The sequence below is a fragment of the Dictyobacter kobayashii genome (genome assembly GCF_003967555.1).
GTDB lineage: Bacteria > Chloroflexota > Ktedonobacteria > Ktedonobacterales > Ktedonobacteraceae > Dictyobacter > Dictyobacter kobayashii.
The window spans coordinates 5,868,126-5,884,594 of record NZ_BIFS01000001.1; the positions used below are offsets into that span (position 1 = coordinate 5,868,126).

Sequence of the window (16,469 nt, forward strand, 5' to 3'; positions counted from 1 at the left end):
ATATGCCTCGCGTATTTACTACATCGCATTATCAGCTTTATCTAAGCGTGGGTTGGGTGTTCGGGTTGGGGGGTGCATAGTGGTAGCGTAAAGAAAAATGTGGACCCAACGCCTTCTTTGGATTCAAACCAGATACTTCCACTGTGGCACTTGATCAGTTCTCGACATAAGTAGAGTCCCAGACCGGTTCCACCGATGTGCATAGCCTTGACATTATCGGCGCGCATAAAACGACCGAAAATACGTGACTGCTGCTCGGCAGGAATGCCCAGGCCTTGATCCTGTACCTTGAACAATGCTTCGTGCGTGGCGAGATTTTCCGTAATTGTTACATCGATAGGGCCACCCTGAGGGCTATATTTGATCGCGTTGGAGAGCAGGTTGGTGATAACCTGTTCGATGCGGGCGGCATCGACAAATACAGATAGCTCATTCAAGGGTGTATGCAGCTTGATTTGATGGAGCTGTGTTGTAAGTTGTAGCTGATCAATGATATTCCTTGTCAGCGCGATCAGGTCGGTTGTCGTCGGCTCGATCTTAAGGTGACCTGACTGCAGGCGTGTGACATCCACCAGATCTTCTGTGATTTTACTTAATTGATGCGTGGCCTGGCGCATATCACGCAGAATTTTTTCCTGGCGCTCATCCAGCTTTTGTCCCTTGCCGCGTTCGGAACGGCTGACCAGCATATCGGTGCCCATCGCCAGTATCGTTACCGGGGTGCGCAGCTCGTGGGTTGCCAGGTTGATAAACTCATCTTTGAGGGCTTCGGCCTCTTTAAGGGTTGACACATCCTGGTGAACGACCAACGCCACCTGGTCCCACATATTGTCATCCGAATTTGGAATATCAATAAGAGGGCCACTGATAGAGGGATGGAGTGTACAGAGATCGGTAAGGGGAATCGCGCTTACCAGAATCGGGATGGTCGTGCCGTCCGAGCGGCGGACCACCTCTTGCATCTGGTTGATGCTCTCGCCAGTCATGACTGCTCGCCAGGTTGCTAGATCGTGCAACGTCAGGAGTTTACCATCAGCGCTTAGCAGCTCAATATGATTGGTGTCCAGAAAATCCTGCAAGGGTTGTCCAGGATGCCATGACGCTCCCCAGACCTGCGAGGCGACCCGGTTAGCCAGGATAAAACGAGCTCTGGTCCGCGAACAAGATAGATGCTCACAGGGACTTCATCCAGAATTAATTGCAAAATATCCAGGCGCGCCTCGCGCTCCGCACGTATCTTTTGCTCAAATTGGGCCAGGCGGCGCCGCTCGGTCACATCGCGGTTAATCTCCAAAATAGCAACGGGGATCCCCTTCTCATCGCGATCCAGCACCTGTCGACTCTCTACAACAACCTGTTTATCATCGCGACCCATATGGACAAGATCGCCTTCCCAGTATCCCTCATCGATTAATTGTTGGTCGACTGCTTCTCTTGATGCCGGAAATTGTGTCTGGAGCAGGCGATGGCTGCATTGACCAATGACCTCTTGTGCTGTCCACCCATACAGATGCTCAGCTCCTCGGTTCCAGAACACAATACGACTCTGAGAATCACGCACAATAATGGCATCATGGGCCAGTTCGAGTAGGCGTCCTTGCAAATGGTGCAGGCTTGATTCAGGCATATAAGCCTGTGTCAGAGCTGCCTGTTGACTATCCTGTGAATTGAAGTGCATGTGCCCTCCATTTTCGCTGAACACCGTTTGCCTTTGCTCGATAATAGCTTGTGCTTACCCAACAAACATAGAAACATATCAAACATATCTATAATATAACAAGCTCATAGTATTTTCCACTCACCTCGAGGTGAGTTGTCAGCAGACCAATTACGCTCTTTAATGAAGACACACAAGCACTTATAACTGTGGGCAATCGTCAGTATCAGCACGACGGCAAGCAGCCAAACGTCTCACAATGGTCTCGTTACTGGCTAATGCGACTGTTTAATGGTTGAGATATTGCGTTGACAATGTGGTATATACGGTGGTATACTTCCTACATTAGAAATACCACCGTATATACCACTATATTCATCAGGAAAAAGGAACAGAGAGAGGTATAGTTTTATGCCATCCAGCAAAGATCGTCAGCGTATCGAAGTTCCGGTCCACTTCTATGAGCAGCTGGCGCAGATCGCCGAGACCGAGGATCGCACGATTACCAGCGTGCTCAACCAGCTGTTGTTTCAAGCATTGATGAGCTATCAGCCGACATGGATACCCAGTAAACATCTCAGTCGCTTCAATGGACATGCCCAGCATGTACTCGTGCTGGCACGTGAGGAGGCTTCATCCTTTGATCACAATTATATTGGAACCGAGCATCTGTTATTGGGCCTGCGCGAGCAAGATGGTCTCGCAGCCCTGGCGCTGGATAAGTTGGGCGTTAAACTCGATTTTGTTCGGGCGGCGGTTGAGGAGAAGATAGGGCGTGGAGACCAACCTGTGCAGGAGGAGATAGACTACGTGCCCCGCGCTCGCAAGGTGCTCTCACTGGCGCTGGACGAAGCAGAGCGGCAGGGAAGTGCCTACGTTCGCACCGAGCATATCCTACTGGGAATTGTACGCGATGGTGGTGGTGTCGGCGCGGATATTCTCGATACCCTTGGGGTGTTGGGAAAGGTACGCGCCCAGGTTTTCGAGCTGCTCGGCTAGCCCTTCACCTGCTTAAAAAAGGCGATCAAGGAAGGAGAAACGGCGTGACAGAAAGCAGTGAAATTTGGACTGGCAAGGCCAGCAGTTACGATCGGGCGCGCCCGACGCCGCCACCGGCTTTGCTCGATCTGCTGTCACAGTTGATTCAGCTGCCGCATCCCGCCCTGGTGGTGGATCTGGGCAGCGGGACCGGGCTGTCAAGCGCGATCTGGGGTGAGCGGGCCGAGCGCGTGATTGGGATCGAACCCAATGCCGACATGCGCGAAGAGGCCGACCGCAAAATCGAGGGCTATCCCTACGCGGCACACATTGAGTATCGAGAGGGACTTGCCCAGCAGACGGGCCTGCCTGATGGATGTGCTGATATCGTCACGTGCGCCCAGGCGTTCCACTGGATGGAACCGACGGCGACCCTGGCCGAGATCGCTCGCATTCTACGATCCGGAGGGCTCTTTGCGGCCTATGACTATGATTGGCCACCAGCAATCACCTGGGAGCTTGATCTGCTCGCTCAGGAGTGTAGCAAGCGCCTGGTAGAGCTTGTTCGGAAGCGCGGACTGCCTCAGAACCTGAAGATATGGTCAAAGGACAGGCATCTCGACCACATGCGCGAGAGTGCTCATTTCCGCTTCACTCGTGAGGTGCTGCTTCATCATATCGAGCAAGGAGATGCGGCACGGTTTCTTGAGGCGATACGGAGCAATGCGTTCAGCCAGCAGTTCCAGTTCACCGACCAGGAGATCGGTCTGGATCGCCTCAGCAACGCTGCGTTCCAATCTCTTGGGTCCGCATCCATCCCCTGGTATATAAGTTACCGGGTCTGGATCGGGATCAAGTGAGTGCGGGGAGGTGAAAAAGCAACGATCGTTTGCGCGGTCTCTGATGACAGGAGAAGGGCAGTCGCAGGAAAGAAAGTAATACAAGCGGCTTTAGTGGGTGGTGATGCTGGCGAGGGTGGGTTGTAGGGATGCCTGGCTGCCTGCTTGCCAGGCTGCCTGGAACGCCTGGGGGCTAAGTTGTGCGCGGGCCTGGGCCAGGGTTTGAATATAGCTGGTGCGATAGATGGGTGGTATGGGCGCGACTATGGTGGAACGGATGGTCGCGGCCTGCCCCCAGGCTTGAACCGCCTGGCTGACTGCTCCCTGTCTCACCAGCACAGCACCATATCCTTCCAGGCAGGTTGCCAGTTGCTCTTTATCCTCCAGTGTCTGCAGGATGGTCAGGCTCTCTTCATAGTAGGAGCGTGCCTGCTGCCATGCGTGGTGGGAAGCGGCCAGGCGGCCCATCGCGATCAGAACCTCTGCATGGCCATAGGGGTCTTTGATCTCTTTGAAAAGCTGGTTGCTTTCAGCCAGCAAGGCATCCGCTTTATCAGCTTGCCGTTCAGCCAGGATTTGCGCCAGCAGGTTGAGCGTATAGGCGACGAATCTGTGGTTACCGATGGCTCTAAATAAATGCAAGCTGCTTTCAGCCAACTCTTGCGCCTTCGCCAGGTCCTGGTTGGAAAGAAAGAGCGTGCGTGCCATGTAGTAGAGTGGATAGGCGGTGCTATATTGTTCTCCCAGAGCCTCATACTCGGCTATATTCTCTTCCAGGAGCGCGTAGGCCTTGCTGTAGCTACCCTGAACAATGGCGATCTGGGCCAGGGTAATACGCGTTGAGGCTGTTCGCCTGATGTTGCCCTCTGCGAGATCGAGGGCCAGAGACTCTTCAAGCAGGCGGCGAGCCACTTTAAAAGAATTTTTCACCATGGCCAGATTCCCTTGTAGGCGTAGGATATTCGCCATTGCAGCTTTGTCGCCGTTCTCGCGGAACAGGATCTGGCTCTCTCGTAGAAATGCCTCGGATTGCGCGATTTCGCCCTGCATCAGGGCGAGAAAGCCAGCGCTATGCAGGGCCTGGGCCTTGATCGCAGGTGATACCATGTGTGCATTGGCCAGTGCCCGGGCTATGCAGTTTGAGCCCTCCTCAACATACCCACGAATATCCCAGTAGTGTGTCATCCCTATACAGAGTCGCAGCGCCTGCTCGCTGCGTGTCGCATCGGGATTGCTTTCATCCAGCAGCCAGTTGTAGCTCACGCGGATATTCTCATAGTCATGGTCCAACTGATCCAGCCAGGAGATCTGTTCGGCGCCTGCCAGCAGCGGAGCGATATGTTCAACCCTGGACACGTTATAGGTACTCAGGGCGGTCAAGGTTGTTGCTACCTCGCCAGCTTCGGCTAAGCGCTCTGCCCCATAGGAACGCAATGTGCGTAGTAGCCAGAAGCGAGCTTCACCATTGCGACTGATACGTCGCTGCAGCATACTTTTATCGACCAGGTTCTCAAGCAGTTCCACGATCTGGCTGTTGAGAGGTTCGCCAGTGGAACAAATGTGTTCCGCCAGCTCCAGGCTTATCCCTCCTGTGCAGACCGCCAGGCGACGGAACACAAGCTGTTCGGCTGGCTCTAGCAGGTTGTAGCTCCAGGTGATAGCCTGCTGCAAGGTACGTTGACGCTCAGGGATATCCTGGAACTTACCCTGGAAATGCATATTCCCTTCTTGCAGGCGTGCCAGCAAATTGGCGGGCGTGAAATAGCGGCTCTGGGCCGCGGCCAACTCAATCGCCAGCGGAATCCCATCGAGCAGAACGCAGATCTGGTGGATGGCGGGCGCATTGTCGGCAGTGAGATAAAAATTGGCCTGGATGGCCTGGGCGCGCTGCACAAAAAGAGCGATCGCGGCTGATTGCGATAGGATCTCTAGATCCGTTGCCTGGTCGGAAGCTGGAAGTGGAAGTGGTGAGACCTCAAAGAGGTGCTCAGCCTGCAGGTGGAGCATGGTGCGACTGGTAATCAGGAACTTTAAAGCCGGGCAGCTAGCTAATAGCTCGGCAATTGCCAGGCGCGCACCCAGTACATGTTCAAAGTTATCCAGCACCAGGAGCATTGGCTGATCGGCGAGGGCTGTTTTTACCTGCTCGATCAGGGGCTTCTCCTTCTCTTCTTGCACTCCGATTGCTTGTGCGATCTTCGAAATGACCTCATCGCTGGTACTGACCTGTTCCAATCCAACAAAGCAGACATCATCCGTAAATTGATGCTCCAGCATACTGGCAACCTGGATCGCCAGGCGCGTCTTACCCACGCCTGCCGTTCCAATCAGGGTCAGCAAGCGCACATTGGGACGGCGCAGCTGCTGGCAGAGTACCTCGACTTCCTGCTGGCGTCCGACGAAGGAGGCGGAGGGACGTGGAATATTACGGAGCGAGCGACGAGAACTGGATGTAGTAGGAGGCGGAAAGGTAGAGGGTAGGCCTGGTATGACGAGCTGGAAAAGCTGGCTCAGGCCAGGGATATCCTTGAGGCGAAATGTGCCAATGTCGCGTAAACCGACCTCCTCCGGAAGGTTGGTCGCGACCAGATCGTGGGTTTTTTGTGAGAGCAGCACCTGACCACCCTGGGCCGCGCTCATGATGCGTGCCGCGTGATGGACATCCAGGCCGATATAGCCCTCCTCCACCGCCTGTGGCTCTCCTGTATGAATGCCCATGCGCACCCGAACGGAGACCTCCTCTGGCCACTGGTTTTCGAATAGTGAATGTTGCGCGATCACCGCCGCCATAATGGCATCGGTCGCATGCTCAAAGACCACAAAGAAAGCATCGCCCTGCGTATCCACCTCAAAACCATTTCCCTGCGCAAACGCAGCCCGCATCAGGCGACGGCACTCACGCAACACATCAGCATACTGGCTACCAAGCTGGCGCAACAGGCGGGTCGAGCCCTCAATATCCGTGAACAGCAGCGTCAAAGTACCAATCGGGAATTGTCGCATCGTCTCTATCCGGCTCCGTCTTCAAGTAAAACCATTTTTTATTCTTCCCGAAAATAATACCACATCAATCCAGTACTGTCTCTGCTGCAACCCTGTTAACAGGGCTTTTTCGAGTTCCTCTTTGGCGCCTGCGGCGCCGGGTTGGGAGTGTGTTTGTGTGTGATGGGCGGCCGCGGCTGCCCATCACACACAAACACACATAAAGGAATGTCTATTTTATTGTTTGCTCGTGACTTCCTGCGAGCTCTGGACGAACATGAAAAAGCTCTGCCCTGTTAACTTTGTGAGGCACTTGACTGGTTTGTTGGTGGATATTGAGGTGGACGGATGAGAAAGCGGGAATTGCCGAGCTGAAGCGGTGCAGCCCTTATTTTACGACGCGGAACCAGAGATCGGTTCTCGTCGGGGACTCAAACACCCGCGTTTTTTCCAGTTTAAGCCGCTCATTGTCAGCAGGTGCGAAAAAGCGCAGACCTTCGTCAAAGAGGACAGGGACGATACCGATATGGATTTCGTCAACCAGTCCGGCGCGCAGGCATTGCTGAGCGGTCTGCGCGCCGCCCACCACCATGACATTCTGGTCGCCAGCGGCCGCTTTTGCTCGCTCGATGGCCCTTTCGATCCCGGCAGTCACGAAGGTCACCGTCAAATGGTCGTTCTCTCCTTTGATGGTCGTGTCTGGAATAGCGTGGGTCAGGACAAAGATCGGCACCTGATATTCGTAATCTGTGAGGTCCCCATCCGCCATGTCGTAAGAATGGCGGCCCATTACTACCGCACCGGTGGTTTGTCTCTCTTCGGCCAGCATCTCTGTGTTGCGCAACGCGTCTAGATCCGGATACAGGCGGCTTATATCACCATCGCGATCATTCATAAATCCATCCAGTGACATAGTTGCACCTACAATAACTTTTGCCATAACTCCTCCATGAAAAATGCGTGAACGTTTCTTTCCTATAAGTTTACGCGCTTGTAGCGAAAGAAACTTCTCCTATCTTGCGGATTCAATTTAAGATTGAATTTTTCGAGCAAGAACGATTAAAGTGGGGGACAAGCCCCACACGTACAATTAGTATTTATTGTTGCTGTTTTGGCAAGAAACGAGCATCTCTGCAGAGGCCTGTTTCTCGCCATTTTCATTTTGATGGAAGGACACAGCCTTCATGATCAATAGGTGTGCAGGATGTGCAGCAGGTAGTCTTTGCGGTTCAATGGATTATAGTCTGCACGCTTTCGTGTGGGGAAGGTGGTCTCTAGTTTGCGAAAGCCGGATGGCTTCGTCAGAAAAATGCCTTCGCCCTCGGTAAAAGAGTGCAAGCCTCGTTTAAAGTCCTCTGTGCTCGCCACAGGGAGCGCTCCCGTTAAAAGAAAGGTGTCGCCGCGCAGCAGCGGCTTTTCAAAGGTCGCCTTTAGCGCTGATAACCTGAATAGGGCCTGGCTGATTGAATGGACAGGCGCGCTCAATTCGAACTGGTTCAGGGGCTCATAGACCACCGTGCCAGCCTGCGAGAGCGCGTTCATTAAAACCAGCGGCACCAGTTTGCGGAAGTCGCCTGCCGTCGAGACAGGGCTGGCGTAGCCGGTATGGGTCAGGGCCACGGCAATATCTGTGACCTCCCAGCCGTATAGCCCTTGTTTTAAAGTCTCAAAGACCGTATCTTCAATGGCGCGGTGAAATGGCAGGGGTAACGAACCAAGTTTTACCTCCAATTTATAGCTAATGCCACTCGCAAGCATGCCAGGTTCAACCCGGAAACCGACTGTGGCATAGAATGGATTGCCGTCTTTCCCTATAGTCTCAAGCGCCTTCCCGGTCCCGACGGGCTTTTCGACGCAGACCACCCTTGTCTCTGAGAACTGGACATCCAGGCCATAATTTTCCTGCAGCAATGTTTCGATAACTTCTTTCTGCACCTCTCCAAAGATGCGGAGATAGATTTCATGATGGAAGTTATCTTTCAACACCCTGATCAAGGGATCTTCTTCTGACATCTCGATGAGGGCGCGATAGAGCTGGATATTTTGTTCCTGGCGCTTTGCTTCTATACGCGCCTCCATCTGGGGAGCCACAAAGTGCAGGTCTTTTATTTTATCCGACCACTCGCCCACCACATCGCCAATCCTGATGTCCCTCAATCCCCAGACTTTACAGAAATCGCCCGCTTCCACCTTTGAGGACTGGATGGTTTTCCCTTGCCAGAAGACATGGAGCTTTTTCACTTTATCTGTGCGTGTTTCAACCTCGCTCTCGTTCTTGTTCCTGATGATAGGAATATGTTCCCTGACATTTATGCTGCCTGAGAAGACCCTGACATAAGCGATCTTTTCGCCAGCCGCCGCTTTCTCGATCTTAAAGACGACCCCGCATAAAGGGGCATTCTCCAGGCAGGTGTTGGTTGGAAAGAAGGTGGCCACGCCCGCAAGCAGTTCTGCGACACCGACCCCGGTCATGGCTGAGCCAAAGTAGATGGGATAGAGTCTGGCATCTCTGACCTGGCCGGTCAAGGCGCTTGTGAGCCGCTCTGGCGTCACTGCTTCCTCATTGAGATAAGAGGCAAGTAATTGTTCATCGCTGAGCGCGACAAGCTCGATGCACTCTTCCAGAAAGGCTGGATCGTCGTCGTTGTTGAAGCTGTTCTCGACAATAAAGGCCTGCTTCGTGCCGATATTTTCGGGTCTGTAGAGGGGGAGTACGTGTTTGGTGAGCTTTTCTTTGATCTGCTTGACGAGCGTATGAGACTGCGCGCCCCTGCGATCGATCTTATTAATGAAGATGATCGTTGGAATGCCAAGCTTCATGAGGATGTTCATGAGGAACTTTGTCTGCGCTTGAATCCCTTCCACGGCCGATATTACCAGAATCGCTCCATCCAAAACGCTGAAGGAACGTTCAACTTCCGCAATAAAGTCCGCATGTCCCGGGGTATCAATGAGATTAATTTTTAGATCTTGTACAAAAAAGGAAACGACCGAGGCCTTAATGGTGATGCCTCTTCTTTTTTCCAGATCCAGCGAATCGGTCTGGGTGTTTCCCTGGTCAACGCGACCAATTTCAGCGATAACATTGGTTTCAAACAGTATGCGCTCCGTCAGGCTTGTCTTTCCAGCGTCTACGTGCGCCACGATCCCGATGTTTACTCTCTTCATTCAGTAGAATCCTCTGTGAGTTATCTTTCAGCATGTCATTCTCCTTGTTCATAGTATTGAATTGCCGCATGGTATGCTTCTCCAATCTTTTGTTGCAATGCTACTGTGTAGCTACATTTAATGGTCGTACGGTACACGATAAGGGATAAGTTTGTCAAGCTTGCACAGCCGCAAGAATAAATAGAGATTGGTATTGTGTTTTCATGGGGAAGTACGAATATTATTCTAAATGAAATCAAGAGCAGATGGTAGACATTAATGCTTGCCATCTGCTCTTGATTATATAATATACGTTCTTAGTTTTTAGTAAAGGTCTGGCAGAGCGCTGCTTTCCAGTACTCGTCATCGTAGAGCGAGTTTTTGCCTGGTCGCACCAGCTGCTGGCTATTGACTGGCGTTGTGAAGCCACCAAATTCCTGGCGCAGGTTGATCGTGTTGACCAGCCCGGGGGTGTTTAACAACTCTTCAACGTTCTCGCCTCTCACCAGATCATACATTGAGTCATGGTAGACATCGGTCGCAACCTGGGTTGTGACGTTGTCGGTACTGGCAATATCAGCAATGACCGTGTTTTTATTGAGCGGATTGATGGCGAAATTATAGCCCTGAATCAAAGCTGTGATAAAGTTGGTCAGTGTCTGTGGATTGGCCTGGGCATAGGCGCGCGTGGTTACCAGCGAGGCACCCTGGTAGGGAGCCACATAGGATGAGAACTGTCCCAGATCGCTAAGCGTGGAGACATAGTGGGCCTGTTCGGAAAACGGCGTGCCCAGGATGGTCGCGTAGACCGGATCACCGGTGCTGGTATGGCCAGCAGAGATGGCCTGGAAGCGCTGTAAGGAGCCACCAATAACCTGCAATGAATAGTCCCCATTCTGCAGACTGAGGCCATTGGCTGCCAGCATTTTTTCCATGGCGAAGACGTAGCCGCTATTAGGAGCATCGACGGCCACTGTTTTACCTTTGAGATCGGAAATGCTATGGATACCGTTGGCGGTATTGGCGATCAAGTCAAGCCCGGCACCCTGGTCCATACCAGCCTCAATCTGTACAGGAAGCTGTGCGTTGACATAGCGATTGACCGCGTTATCGGCGGTTGTTTCGAGGATGTCATATTGACCGGAGAGGAGGCTGTTGAACTGCTGAGTTGAGCTGGTTACCTGATTGTAGCAGACATTGAGTCCCTGTTTGGTGAAGAAGCCCTGTTGCTGCGCCTCGATAAAGGAGACATTATGCATAAAGGCTCCGTACTGGATGCAGCTGGCGTCAGCGCGTGCTGTTGTCGCTTTACTCGTAGAGACGAATAGAGAAGTTGCTAAGAGAGCACTTGTTAAGATAATTGTGACACAAGAAATAAAGCTGATGCGCTTCATTCTGGTTTTTCCTGCCCTTTCTTTAATAGCGGCTTATTTTTTATGGATGAGTATTTAATTATATATAGGTATTTATATGCCTATTCTTTTTTTATCATCCGTACACATTTATACAATAATGAATGGTTAACAAACAAGTAGTAGTACATTTGTGGGCATAGCTCTATTTTTGGTTATATAGCGATGAATTCCATATATTTTATTTAGATATACGCTCTTTTTATTGATGTTTATTTGCTTCGAAATCGGAACGACTGATCTCATATTCGATGTATTGTTCATCGCAATTGATCATGTGCAGGCCAACTTTTTGCATCACGCGAATAGAAGCGGGATTGCGTATATCAGCCTGGGCATATATGCGGTCCAGGGGAAAGTGCGTAAAGCCATACGGAATCATGGCGCGCGCGAATTCGGTTGCCAGACCCTGATTCCAGTAGGCGGACGAGAACATCCAGGCCAGGGCACCCTCCAGGCCAGTATCTTTAGGCATCGGCTGGATGCCGCAACGCCCAATCATCTCGCCAGTTGCTTTCAGGATGGTGGCATAGTAGCCAAAGCCGTGGCGATCGAAGTCCATGAGATGGCTCAGCAAGCGCTCACGCGTCTTCTCATAGCTGCGCGGTTGACCTGTAACATACTGCATAAGCATCGGTTCCCTATAGAGTTGATACAGGGCACCAAGATCGTCAAGTGTGAGTGGACGCAGCAAGAGGCGTTCAGTTTCCCAGTTTGTCATATAGCCGTGACCCTCTTCTTAAGTATATGCGTTGAAAACGTTTTACATACGTAAATATACAGTATGTGTGCGATAGGTCAAGAGGATATTTAGATGGAGGAGAAGTGTTGGCCTGGCAATTTAGCTGTGATAGAGAATGCATTGTGGATGTGCCAGGCAAGCGGATTGACGCGTTTGATGAATAATTATATTATTCGTTTATATACCTGTGTTTATGTATCTAGATAATGTTTTCATCTTGCAGAATGAGGGAAACTTGTATGTTGCGGAAAGAGGCTATTGAGGTCAAAGAGAAAATTGAAGAAGTTATTGAACATGCGGGCCACTGGAACAAATTTCTAGCAATTACTACTGCACTGATTGCAGTATTTGCGGCTGTTATCTCATCAATTGGCGGAAATTATGCTAGCGAGGCATTTCTCCAGAAGAACAATGCTATCTTCTATCAAAATAAAGCTACTGATCAATGGGCCTACTTTCAGGCTAAAAGCATCAAGTATAACCTGGCTTTAGATTTTTTCGACCAGACCCATAATTCGCAACTTAAAACTGATGTTGAGCGCTACAGCAAGGAAAAGGATGTCATTCAAAAACAGGCGCTGCAATTTGAAAGCCAGGCTCAGGCTGCCAATGATCAATCGGCTAAAATGCTGGCTAGAAGCGATAAACTAGATATGGCGACATTATTCTGCCAGGTCGCTATTGCGTTGTCTGCGATGAGTGCCTTGCTTAAGAAGGAATGGCTGTGGATTGGTTCTCTTGTTATGGCGGCTGGGGCGCTGGTTCTTTTTTTAAGCGGGATACTCTAAGCGCTGCTTTTCGTGTAGGAGCAGATGAAGCGGGAAAAATAACCGAAAGTACATGGCTTGTTTAAAGATATTTTAAAAGCAATAGCGGCCGGGCTTTTGAGGGCGCAGCCGCTATTGTGTGTGTTGTTGGTTCGGGGTGGTTTAGAGTTTCATGTCGACCCAGGTAGCGCCTTTCTGGGAGCTTTCGACGGATTTGGTGATGAAGAGCATGCCGCGCAGGCCGTCGTAGACGGTGGGGTAGCCACCGAGGGGCTTTTCGCCGGATTCGACGCGGCGGATGTCGGCGATGGCCAGTTTGTAGACATTGGCGAAGGCTTCGTAGAAACCTTCGGGGTGTCCACCGGGCGTGCGGGCTGCAGCTTTGGCGGCGTCGCTGGTGTAGGCGCCGTTGGTGCGATAGATCTGGGTGGGCTGCCCTGGCTGTTTGAAGAGCAGGGTGTTAGGCTCCATCTGGTGCCATTCCAGGCCAGCACGGGTACCGTAGACGCGAATGCTCAGGTTGTTCTCTTCGCCGGCCGCGATCTGAGAGCAGGTCAGCAGGCCTTTTGCGCCGTTTTCCAGGCGCAGCAGCATATTGGCATCGTCGTCAAGCTGGCGGCCCTGCACAAAGGTGCTCAGGTCGGCGCTCAGCGAGGCGATCTTCTGGCCGGTAATAAATTCCAGCAGATTTTCGGCATGAGTGCCGATATCTCCGACGCAACCAGCGATACCGGATTTAGTCGGATCGGTGCGCCAGGCGGCCTGTTTATTGCCACTGTTCTCTTCCGGCCCCATCAGCCAGTCCTGGATATATTCGACCAGCACCTTGCGAATCTCACCGAGCGCACCACTGCGTACCAGGTCGCGTGCCTGGCGTACCATGGGATAGCCGGTGTAGTTGTGGGTCAACGCAAAGATCAGGTTGCTACGCTCAGCCAGGGCCACTTCTTCTTTGGCCTCTTCGAGGCTGAAGGACATTGGTTTGTCGGAAACCACGTGGATACCATGCTCTAAGAAAGCTTTTGCCACGGGATAGTGCATATGGTTGGGAGTGGCCACAATCACGAAATCGATGCCATCCGGGCGGTTAGCCTCTTTTTCCGCCATCTCCTCATAGCTGGCATAGGAGCGATCCAGGAACCAGGCGCGGGCCGACTCTTCAGCGCGCTGAGGATCGGTGGACATCGCGCCCGCGACCACTTCCGCCTGACCATCCAGTTCTGCTGCGACGCGATGGACTGCGCCGATAAAAGAACCTTTGCCTCCGCCTACAATGCCGGCACGTAGTCGTCGATTAGATACGTTTCTGCCCATTGAAGTGTTCTCCTATCTGTCAATTAACGTCATCTCTTCATCCGGTACATTGCACGCGAGCATGGGTGATGGCGCGCAATTGGTGTACCTTGTTATTGATATACATGAAGAATACCACGATTAGTATAATGACCGCACGCCGGGATAGCTGTCATCCCGGCGTAGCGGTCGGGGTTTGTCTGTAGTGGGCTGGCTGGCTTAGCGATCCTCGCTCCAGTCATGTTTGCCAGGATTCAGGGGCGCGGGGCGCTCACACATGCTGGTCAGCTCGATGTGCTTGCCCTGGTCGGATGCATCGTGGATGGCCTCCATAATATCGAGGACATGATAGGCCAGATCGCCACTGGCACGATGGGGGCGACCAGAGTTGATGGCATGCACCATATCGGCCAGACCAATGCCACGGCTATTCTCAGCATAAGCATGCGTCAGCGGTACTTCGCGCCAGTCTTTATCCTGAACCGTACGGACATAGACCGGGCCGCCGAAGGTATTGGGATCAGGCACAATTAAGGTACCCTCGGTGCCGTAGATCTCGATACGTGGCAGCTGGTGGGACCAGACATCGAAGCTCATTATCATGGTACCGACCGCTCCATTGGCGAAATCCAGCACGCCCGCGATATGGGTAGGGGTATTGACCTGAATCTTCGTACCATATTTTGGCTGGCTGGTAATCAAGCGCTCAGGGAACGTAATGCGAGCCGAACCGGTCACGCGTCGTACGGGCCCCATCATCGCAATCAGGGCGGTCAAATAATAAGGACCCATATCAAACATCGGGCCCGCGCCGGGCTGGTAGAAGAAGTCTGGATCAGCATGCCAGCTCTCAGGACCATGGCCGAGCATAAAGGCGGTCGCGCCAACCGGCTCACCGATGACGCCATCATTGAGCAACTTAATACAGGTCTGCAAACCACCACCCAGGAAGGTATCGGGAGCACAGCCTACACGCAGGTTCTTAGCTTTGCCAGCCTCAAGGAGAGCGCGGCCCTGGTTGCGATTGACGCCCAGAGGTTTCTCACTGTAAGTAGACTTGCCTGCCTCGATAGCGGCCAGGCCGATTTCAGCATGAACTTTGGGGATCGTTAAATTGAGAACCACGTCAATATCGGGATCGGCCAGCAGTTCTTCGACTGTGCAGGCCTTGGGGACATTGTAGCGCTGCGCCTGGGAGCGAGCGCGATCTAGATCGATATCTGCGCATGCAGTGAAGTTTAAAATATCAAATTTGCTGGGAGCTTCAAGATAAATAGAGCTAATCTGCCCGCAGCCGATCACACCTACGTTGGCTTTTTTTGTCATGGTTGAAATAGACTCCTCTTCCTGTTTGGACACGATGACTTTATCGGGTCTTACTAGAGTTTATTATAGACATGATACCATGCAAGAAAAGGTTTTCCAAGCTAATTGTTAGGAAATCTTGTGTTTTTGTTTTTTGTGTTGATTTTTGTTGGGTGTGTGCGTTGTTGGTGTGCGTGTGCATACGCGCCCGAACCATTTTTTATTTTAATATGCAGGAAAGGTACGAATAACCTTTCCTGCATATTAAAATGGAAGAAGAATTGGTTGTTGAGGAAGAGCGATTCATTTTTGGGATGGATCGCTTTAGCCTTCGGTGATTGGGATTAAGTTGGCGGTGATAGTTTGGATGTTGCCGCCGCGGGCGATTTTCAGGGTGACCTGTTCGCCGGGGGCTTTGTTGGCCAGATGTTGGCGGATATTGTGTACGCCTTCGATGGGTTGGCCTTCGAGCTCTAGTAGCAGGTCGCCGAGCAGGATGGCCTGTTGGGCGGCGGGACGTTCAACAATGCTGACAACTAGCAGGCCGTTAGCGCTGTGATCGGGTAGCTGCTGTTTGACGATTGCTGGCAGGTCGATGCGTTGGAGGCCAACACCCAGGATGGCCTGCGATTTTGGCAGCCCATTAAGCCACTCGCTGACCACATTGCTGGGGATGGAGACCGAGAGGTCGCCACCAAAGATCATGGCGTTGATGCCTACCACCTGTCCGTCTGCGTTCAGCAGGGGACCACCAGAGTTGCCAGGAGCGAGGCGGACATCGGATTTGATGTATGGGATACTCACCTCGGGCTCAATCTGGCGCGTGCTCATGGTACTTACGATGCCGGCTGTTACCGTCCAGCGTTGTCCCAGGGATGTCCGATGGCGAAGACCCATTCGCCGACGCGCAGGCTGGCCGAGTCGCCGGCTGGCAGGAATGGGAGCTGGTCAGCCTCAACTTTGAGCAGAGCCAGGTCAAACTGGGGTTGTCGATGTAGTACCCGGGCTGGCAGGGTGCGTCCATCTGTAAAATGAATCTGGATGCCCTCGCCATCTTTGGGCACGACGTGATTATTGGTGATAATCTGACCGTCCGCACGCCAGACGATACCGGTACCGCCGCCGTGGCGCTCATTGCGCACCTGAACGATGGCCGGCCGCACGTGGTTGAAGAGTCCGGTCAGGGTGGACGAAAATGCATCAGGTAGCGGATATGAAGACTGCGTTGATGGTGTTGTAGATTGTGTCATATTGGGAATCCTAGCCGTTCTCTATGTCAAAGGAAGAAGCGTGGAACCAGCTCTTCTTCCGCGTACCAGCATAAAAATTATCGTGTGTAATGAATGG

General features: G+C 52.3%; 14 protein-coding genes and 1 pseudogene. 4 read left to right on the top strand and 11 right to left on the bottom strand.

Annotation, left to right across the window (positions count from 1 at the left end):
* Window positions 1-41: 41 nt before the first annotated feature.
* Both EL645_RS26155 and EL645_RS26160 read right to left on the bottom strand, forming a co-directional pair.
* On the bottom strand, window positions 42-1,079 hold the full coding sequence (locus EL645_RS26155; protein WP_126553675.1) for a sensor histidine kinase: 1,038 nt from the start codon (window positions 1,077-1,079) through the stop codon (window positions 42-44).
* Entirely contained in the window at window positions 1,040-1,678 is a 639-nt protein-coding gene (locus EL645_RS26160; RefSeq protein WP_126553677.1) for a PAS domain-containing protein, read from the bottom strand. The genes EL645_RS26155 and EL645_RS26160 overlap by 40 nt, the downstream gene beginning before the upstream one ends.
* Window positions 1,679-2,068: 390 nt before the next feature.
* Between EL645_RS26160 and EL645_RS26165 the strand changes: the two genes are divergently transcribed.
* Window positions 2,069-2,656 carry a Clp protease N-terminal domain-containing protein gene (locus tag EL645_RS26165; RefSeq protein ID WP_218032024.1) on the top strand — a complete coding sequence of 196 codons (588 nt, stop codon included), beginning with the start codon at window positions 2,069-2,071 and terminating at the stop codon, window positions 2,654-2,656.
* Between the two features lie 44 nt (window positions 2,657-2,700).
* Window positions 2,701-3,495 carry a class I SAM-dependent methyltransferase gene (locus tag EL645_RS26170; RefSeq protein WP_126553679.1) on the top strand — a complete coding sequence of 265 codons (795 nt, stop codon included), beginning with the start codon at window positions 2,701-2,703 and terminating at the stop codon, window positions 3,493-3,495.
* 90 nt (window positions 3,496-3,585) lie between these two features.
* Here EL645_RS26170 and EL645_RS26175 read toward each other — a convergent pair whose 3' ends face one another.
* From EL645_RS26175 to EL645_RS26190, 4 genes are all read right to left on the bottom strand, one after another.
* Window positions 3,586-6,477: an adenylate/guanylate cyclase domain-containing protein gene (locus tag EL645_RS26175; RefSeq protein WP_126553681.1), complete on the bottom strand. Its 2,892-nt coding sequence runs from the start codon at window positions 6,475-6,477 to the stop codon at window positions 3,586-3,588.
* Window positions 6,478-6,844: 367 nt separating this feature from the next.
* Window positions 6,845-7,396 (bottom strand): dihydrofolate reductase family protein, encoded by a 552-nt coding sequence (locus tag EL645_RS26180; RefSeq protein ID WP_126553688.1) that lies wholly within the window; start codon window positions 7,394-7,396, stop codon window positions 6,845-6,847.
* 248 nt (window positions 7,397-7,644) lie between these two features.
* Complete coding sequence (locus tag EL645_RS26185) at window positions 7,645-9,624, bottom strand: elongation factor G (protein WP_126553690.1); 1,980 nt, start codon at window positions 9,622-9,624, stop codon at window positions 7,645-7,647.
* A gap of 296 nt (window positions 9,625-9,920) precedes the next feature.
* Window positions 9,921-10,862: an ABC transporter substrate-binding protein gene (locus tag EL645_RS26190; RefSeq protein WP_161977699.1), complete on the bottom strand. Its 942-nt coding sequence runs from the start codon at window positions 10,860-10,862 to the stop codon at window positions 9,921-9,923.
* Window positions 10,863-10,878: 16 nt separating this feature from the next.
* Here EL645_RS26190 and EL645_RS39600 point away from each other — a divergent pair, with 16 nt between their 5' ends.
* The gene (locus EL645_RS39600) at window positions 10,879-11,055 is read left to right on the top strand and encodes a hypothetical protein (protein WP_161977700.1); all 177 of its coding nucleotides are present in this window, start codon (window positions 10,879-10,881) and stop codon (window positions 11,053-11,055) included.
* A 162-nt stretch (window positions 11,056-11,217) separates the two neighbouring features.
* Here EL645_RS39600 and EL645_RS26195 read toward each other — a convergent pair whose 3' ends face one another.
* Window positions 11,218-11,736, bottom strand: coding sequence for a GNAT family N-acetyltransferase (locus EL645_RS26195; protein WP_126553694.1), 519 nt, complete (start codon window positions 11,734-11,736; stop codon window positions 11,218-11,220).
* Between the two features lie 260 nt (window positions 11,737-11,996).
* Here EL645_RS26195 and EL645_RS26200 point away from each other — a divergent pair, with 260 nt between their 5' ends.
* Complete coding sequence (locus EL645_RS26200) at window positions 11,997-12,545, top strand: DUF4337 domain-containing protein (RefSeq protein WP_161977701.1); 549 nt, start codon at window positions 11,997-11,999, stop codon at window positions 12,543-12,545.
* A gap of 141 nt (window positions 12,546-12,686) precedes the next feature.
* Here EL645_RS26200 and EL645_RS26205 read toward each other — a convergent pair whose 3' ends face one another.
* The 4 genes and pseudogenes from EL645_RS26205 to EL645_RS26220 all read right to left on the bottom strand — a co-directional run.
* Window positions 12,687-13,838: a Gfo/Idh/MocA family protein gene (locus EL645_RS26205; protein ID WP_126553698.1), complete on the bottom strand. Its 1,152-nt coding sequence runs from the start codon at window positions 13,836-13,838 to the stop codon at window positions 12,687-12,689.
* A 198-nt stretch (window positions 13,839-14,036) separates the two neighbouring features.
* Window positions 14,037-15,143, bottom strand: coding sequence for a Gfo/Idh/MocA family protein (locus EL645_RS26210; RefSeq protein ID WP_126553700.1), 1,107 nt, complete (start codon window positions 15,141-15,143; stop codon window positions 14,037-14,039).
* 303 nt (window positions 15,144-15,446) lie between these two features.
* The gene (locus tag EL645_RS26215) at window positions 15,447-15,827 is read right to left on the bottom strand and encodes a PDZ domain-containing protein (protein WP_371865764.1); all 381 of its coding nucleotides are present in this window, start codon (window positions 15,825-15,827) and stop codon (window positions 15,447-15,449) included.
* 15 nt (window positions 15,828-15,842) lie between these two features.
* A pseudogene (locus EL645_RS26220) lies at window positions 15,843-16,372 on the bottom strand (S1C family serine protease); the annotation flags it as partial.
* Window positions 16,373-16,469 lie beyond the last annotated feature (97 nt).

What these genes read in the sequence shown, in the direction of transcription:
- EL645_RS26160 (WP_126553677.1), bottom strand. Translation starts at nt 1,678, where the DNA reads ATGCACTTCAATTCACAGGATAGTCAACAGGCAGCTCTGACACAGGCT.
- EL645_RS26165 (WP_218032024.1), top strand. Translation starts at nt 2,069, where the DNA reads ATGCCATCCAGCAAAGATCGTCAGCGTATCGAAGTTCCGGTCCACTTC.
- EL645_RS26175 (WP_126553681.1), bottom strand. Translation starts at nt 6,477, where the DNA reads ATGCGACAATTCCCGATTGGTACTTTGACGCTGCTGTTCACGGATATT.
- EL645_RS26180 (WP_126553688.1), bottom strand. Translation starts at nt 7,396, where the DNA reads ATGGCAAAAGTTATTGTAGGTGCAACTATGTCACTGGATGGATTTATG.
- EL645_RS26185 (WP_126553690.1), bottom strand. Translation starts at nt 9,624, where the DNA reads ATGAAGAGAGTAAACATCGGGATCGTGGCGCACGTAGACGCTGGAAAG.
- EL645_RS26190 (WP_161977699.1), bottom strand. Translation starts at nt 10,862, where the DNA reads ATGCATAATGTCTCCTTTATCGAGGCGCAGCAACAGGGCTTCTTCACC.
- EL645_RS39600 (WP_161977700.1), top strand. Translation starts at nt 10,879, where the DNA reads ATGCAGCTGGCGTCAGCGCGTGCTGTTGTCGCTTTACTCGTAGAGACG.
- EL645_RS26195 (WP_126553694.1), bottom strand. Translation starts at nt 11,736, where the DNA reads ATGACAAACTGGGAAACTGAACGCCTCTTGCTGCGTCCACTCACACTT.
- EL645_RS26200 (WP_161977701.1), top strand. Translation starts at nt 11,997, where the DNA reads ATGTTGCGGAAAGAGGCTATTGAGGTCAAAGAGAAAATTGAAGAAGTT.
- EL645_RS26205 (WP_126553698.1), bottom strand. Translation starts at nt 13,838, where the DNA reads ATGGGCAGAAACGTATCTAATCGACGACTACGTGCCGGCATTGTAGGC.
- EL645_RS26210 (WP_126553700.1), bottom strand. Translation starts at nt 15,143, where the DNA reads ATGACAAAAAAAGCCAACGTAGGTGTGATCGGCTGCGGGCAGATTAGC.
- EL645_RS26215 (WP_371865764.1), bottom strand. Translation starts at nt 15,827, where the DNA reads ATGATCTTTGGTGGCGACCTCTCGGTCTCCATCCCCAGCAATGTGGTC.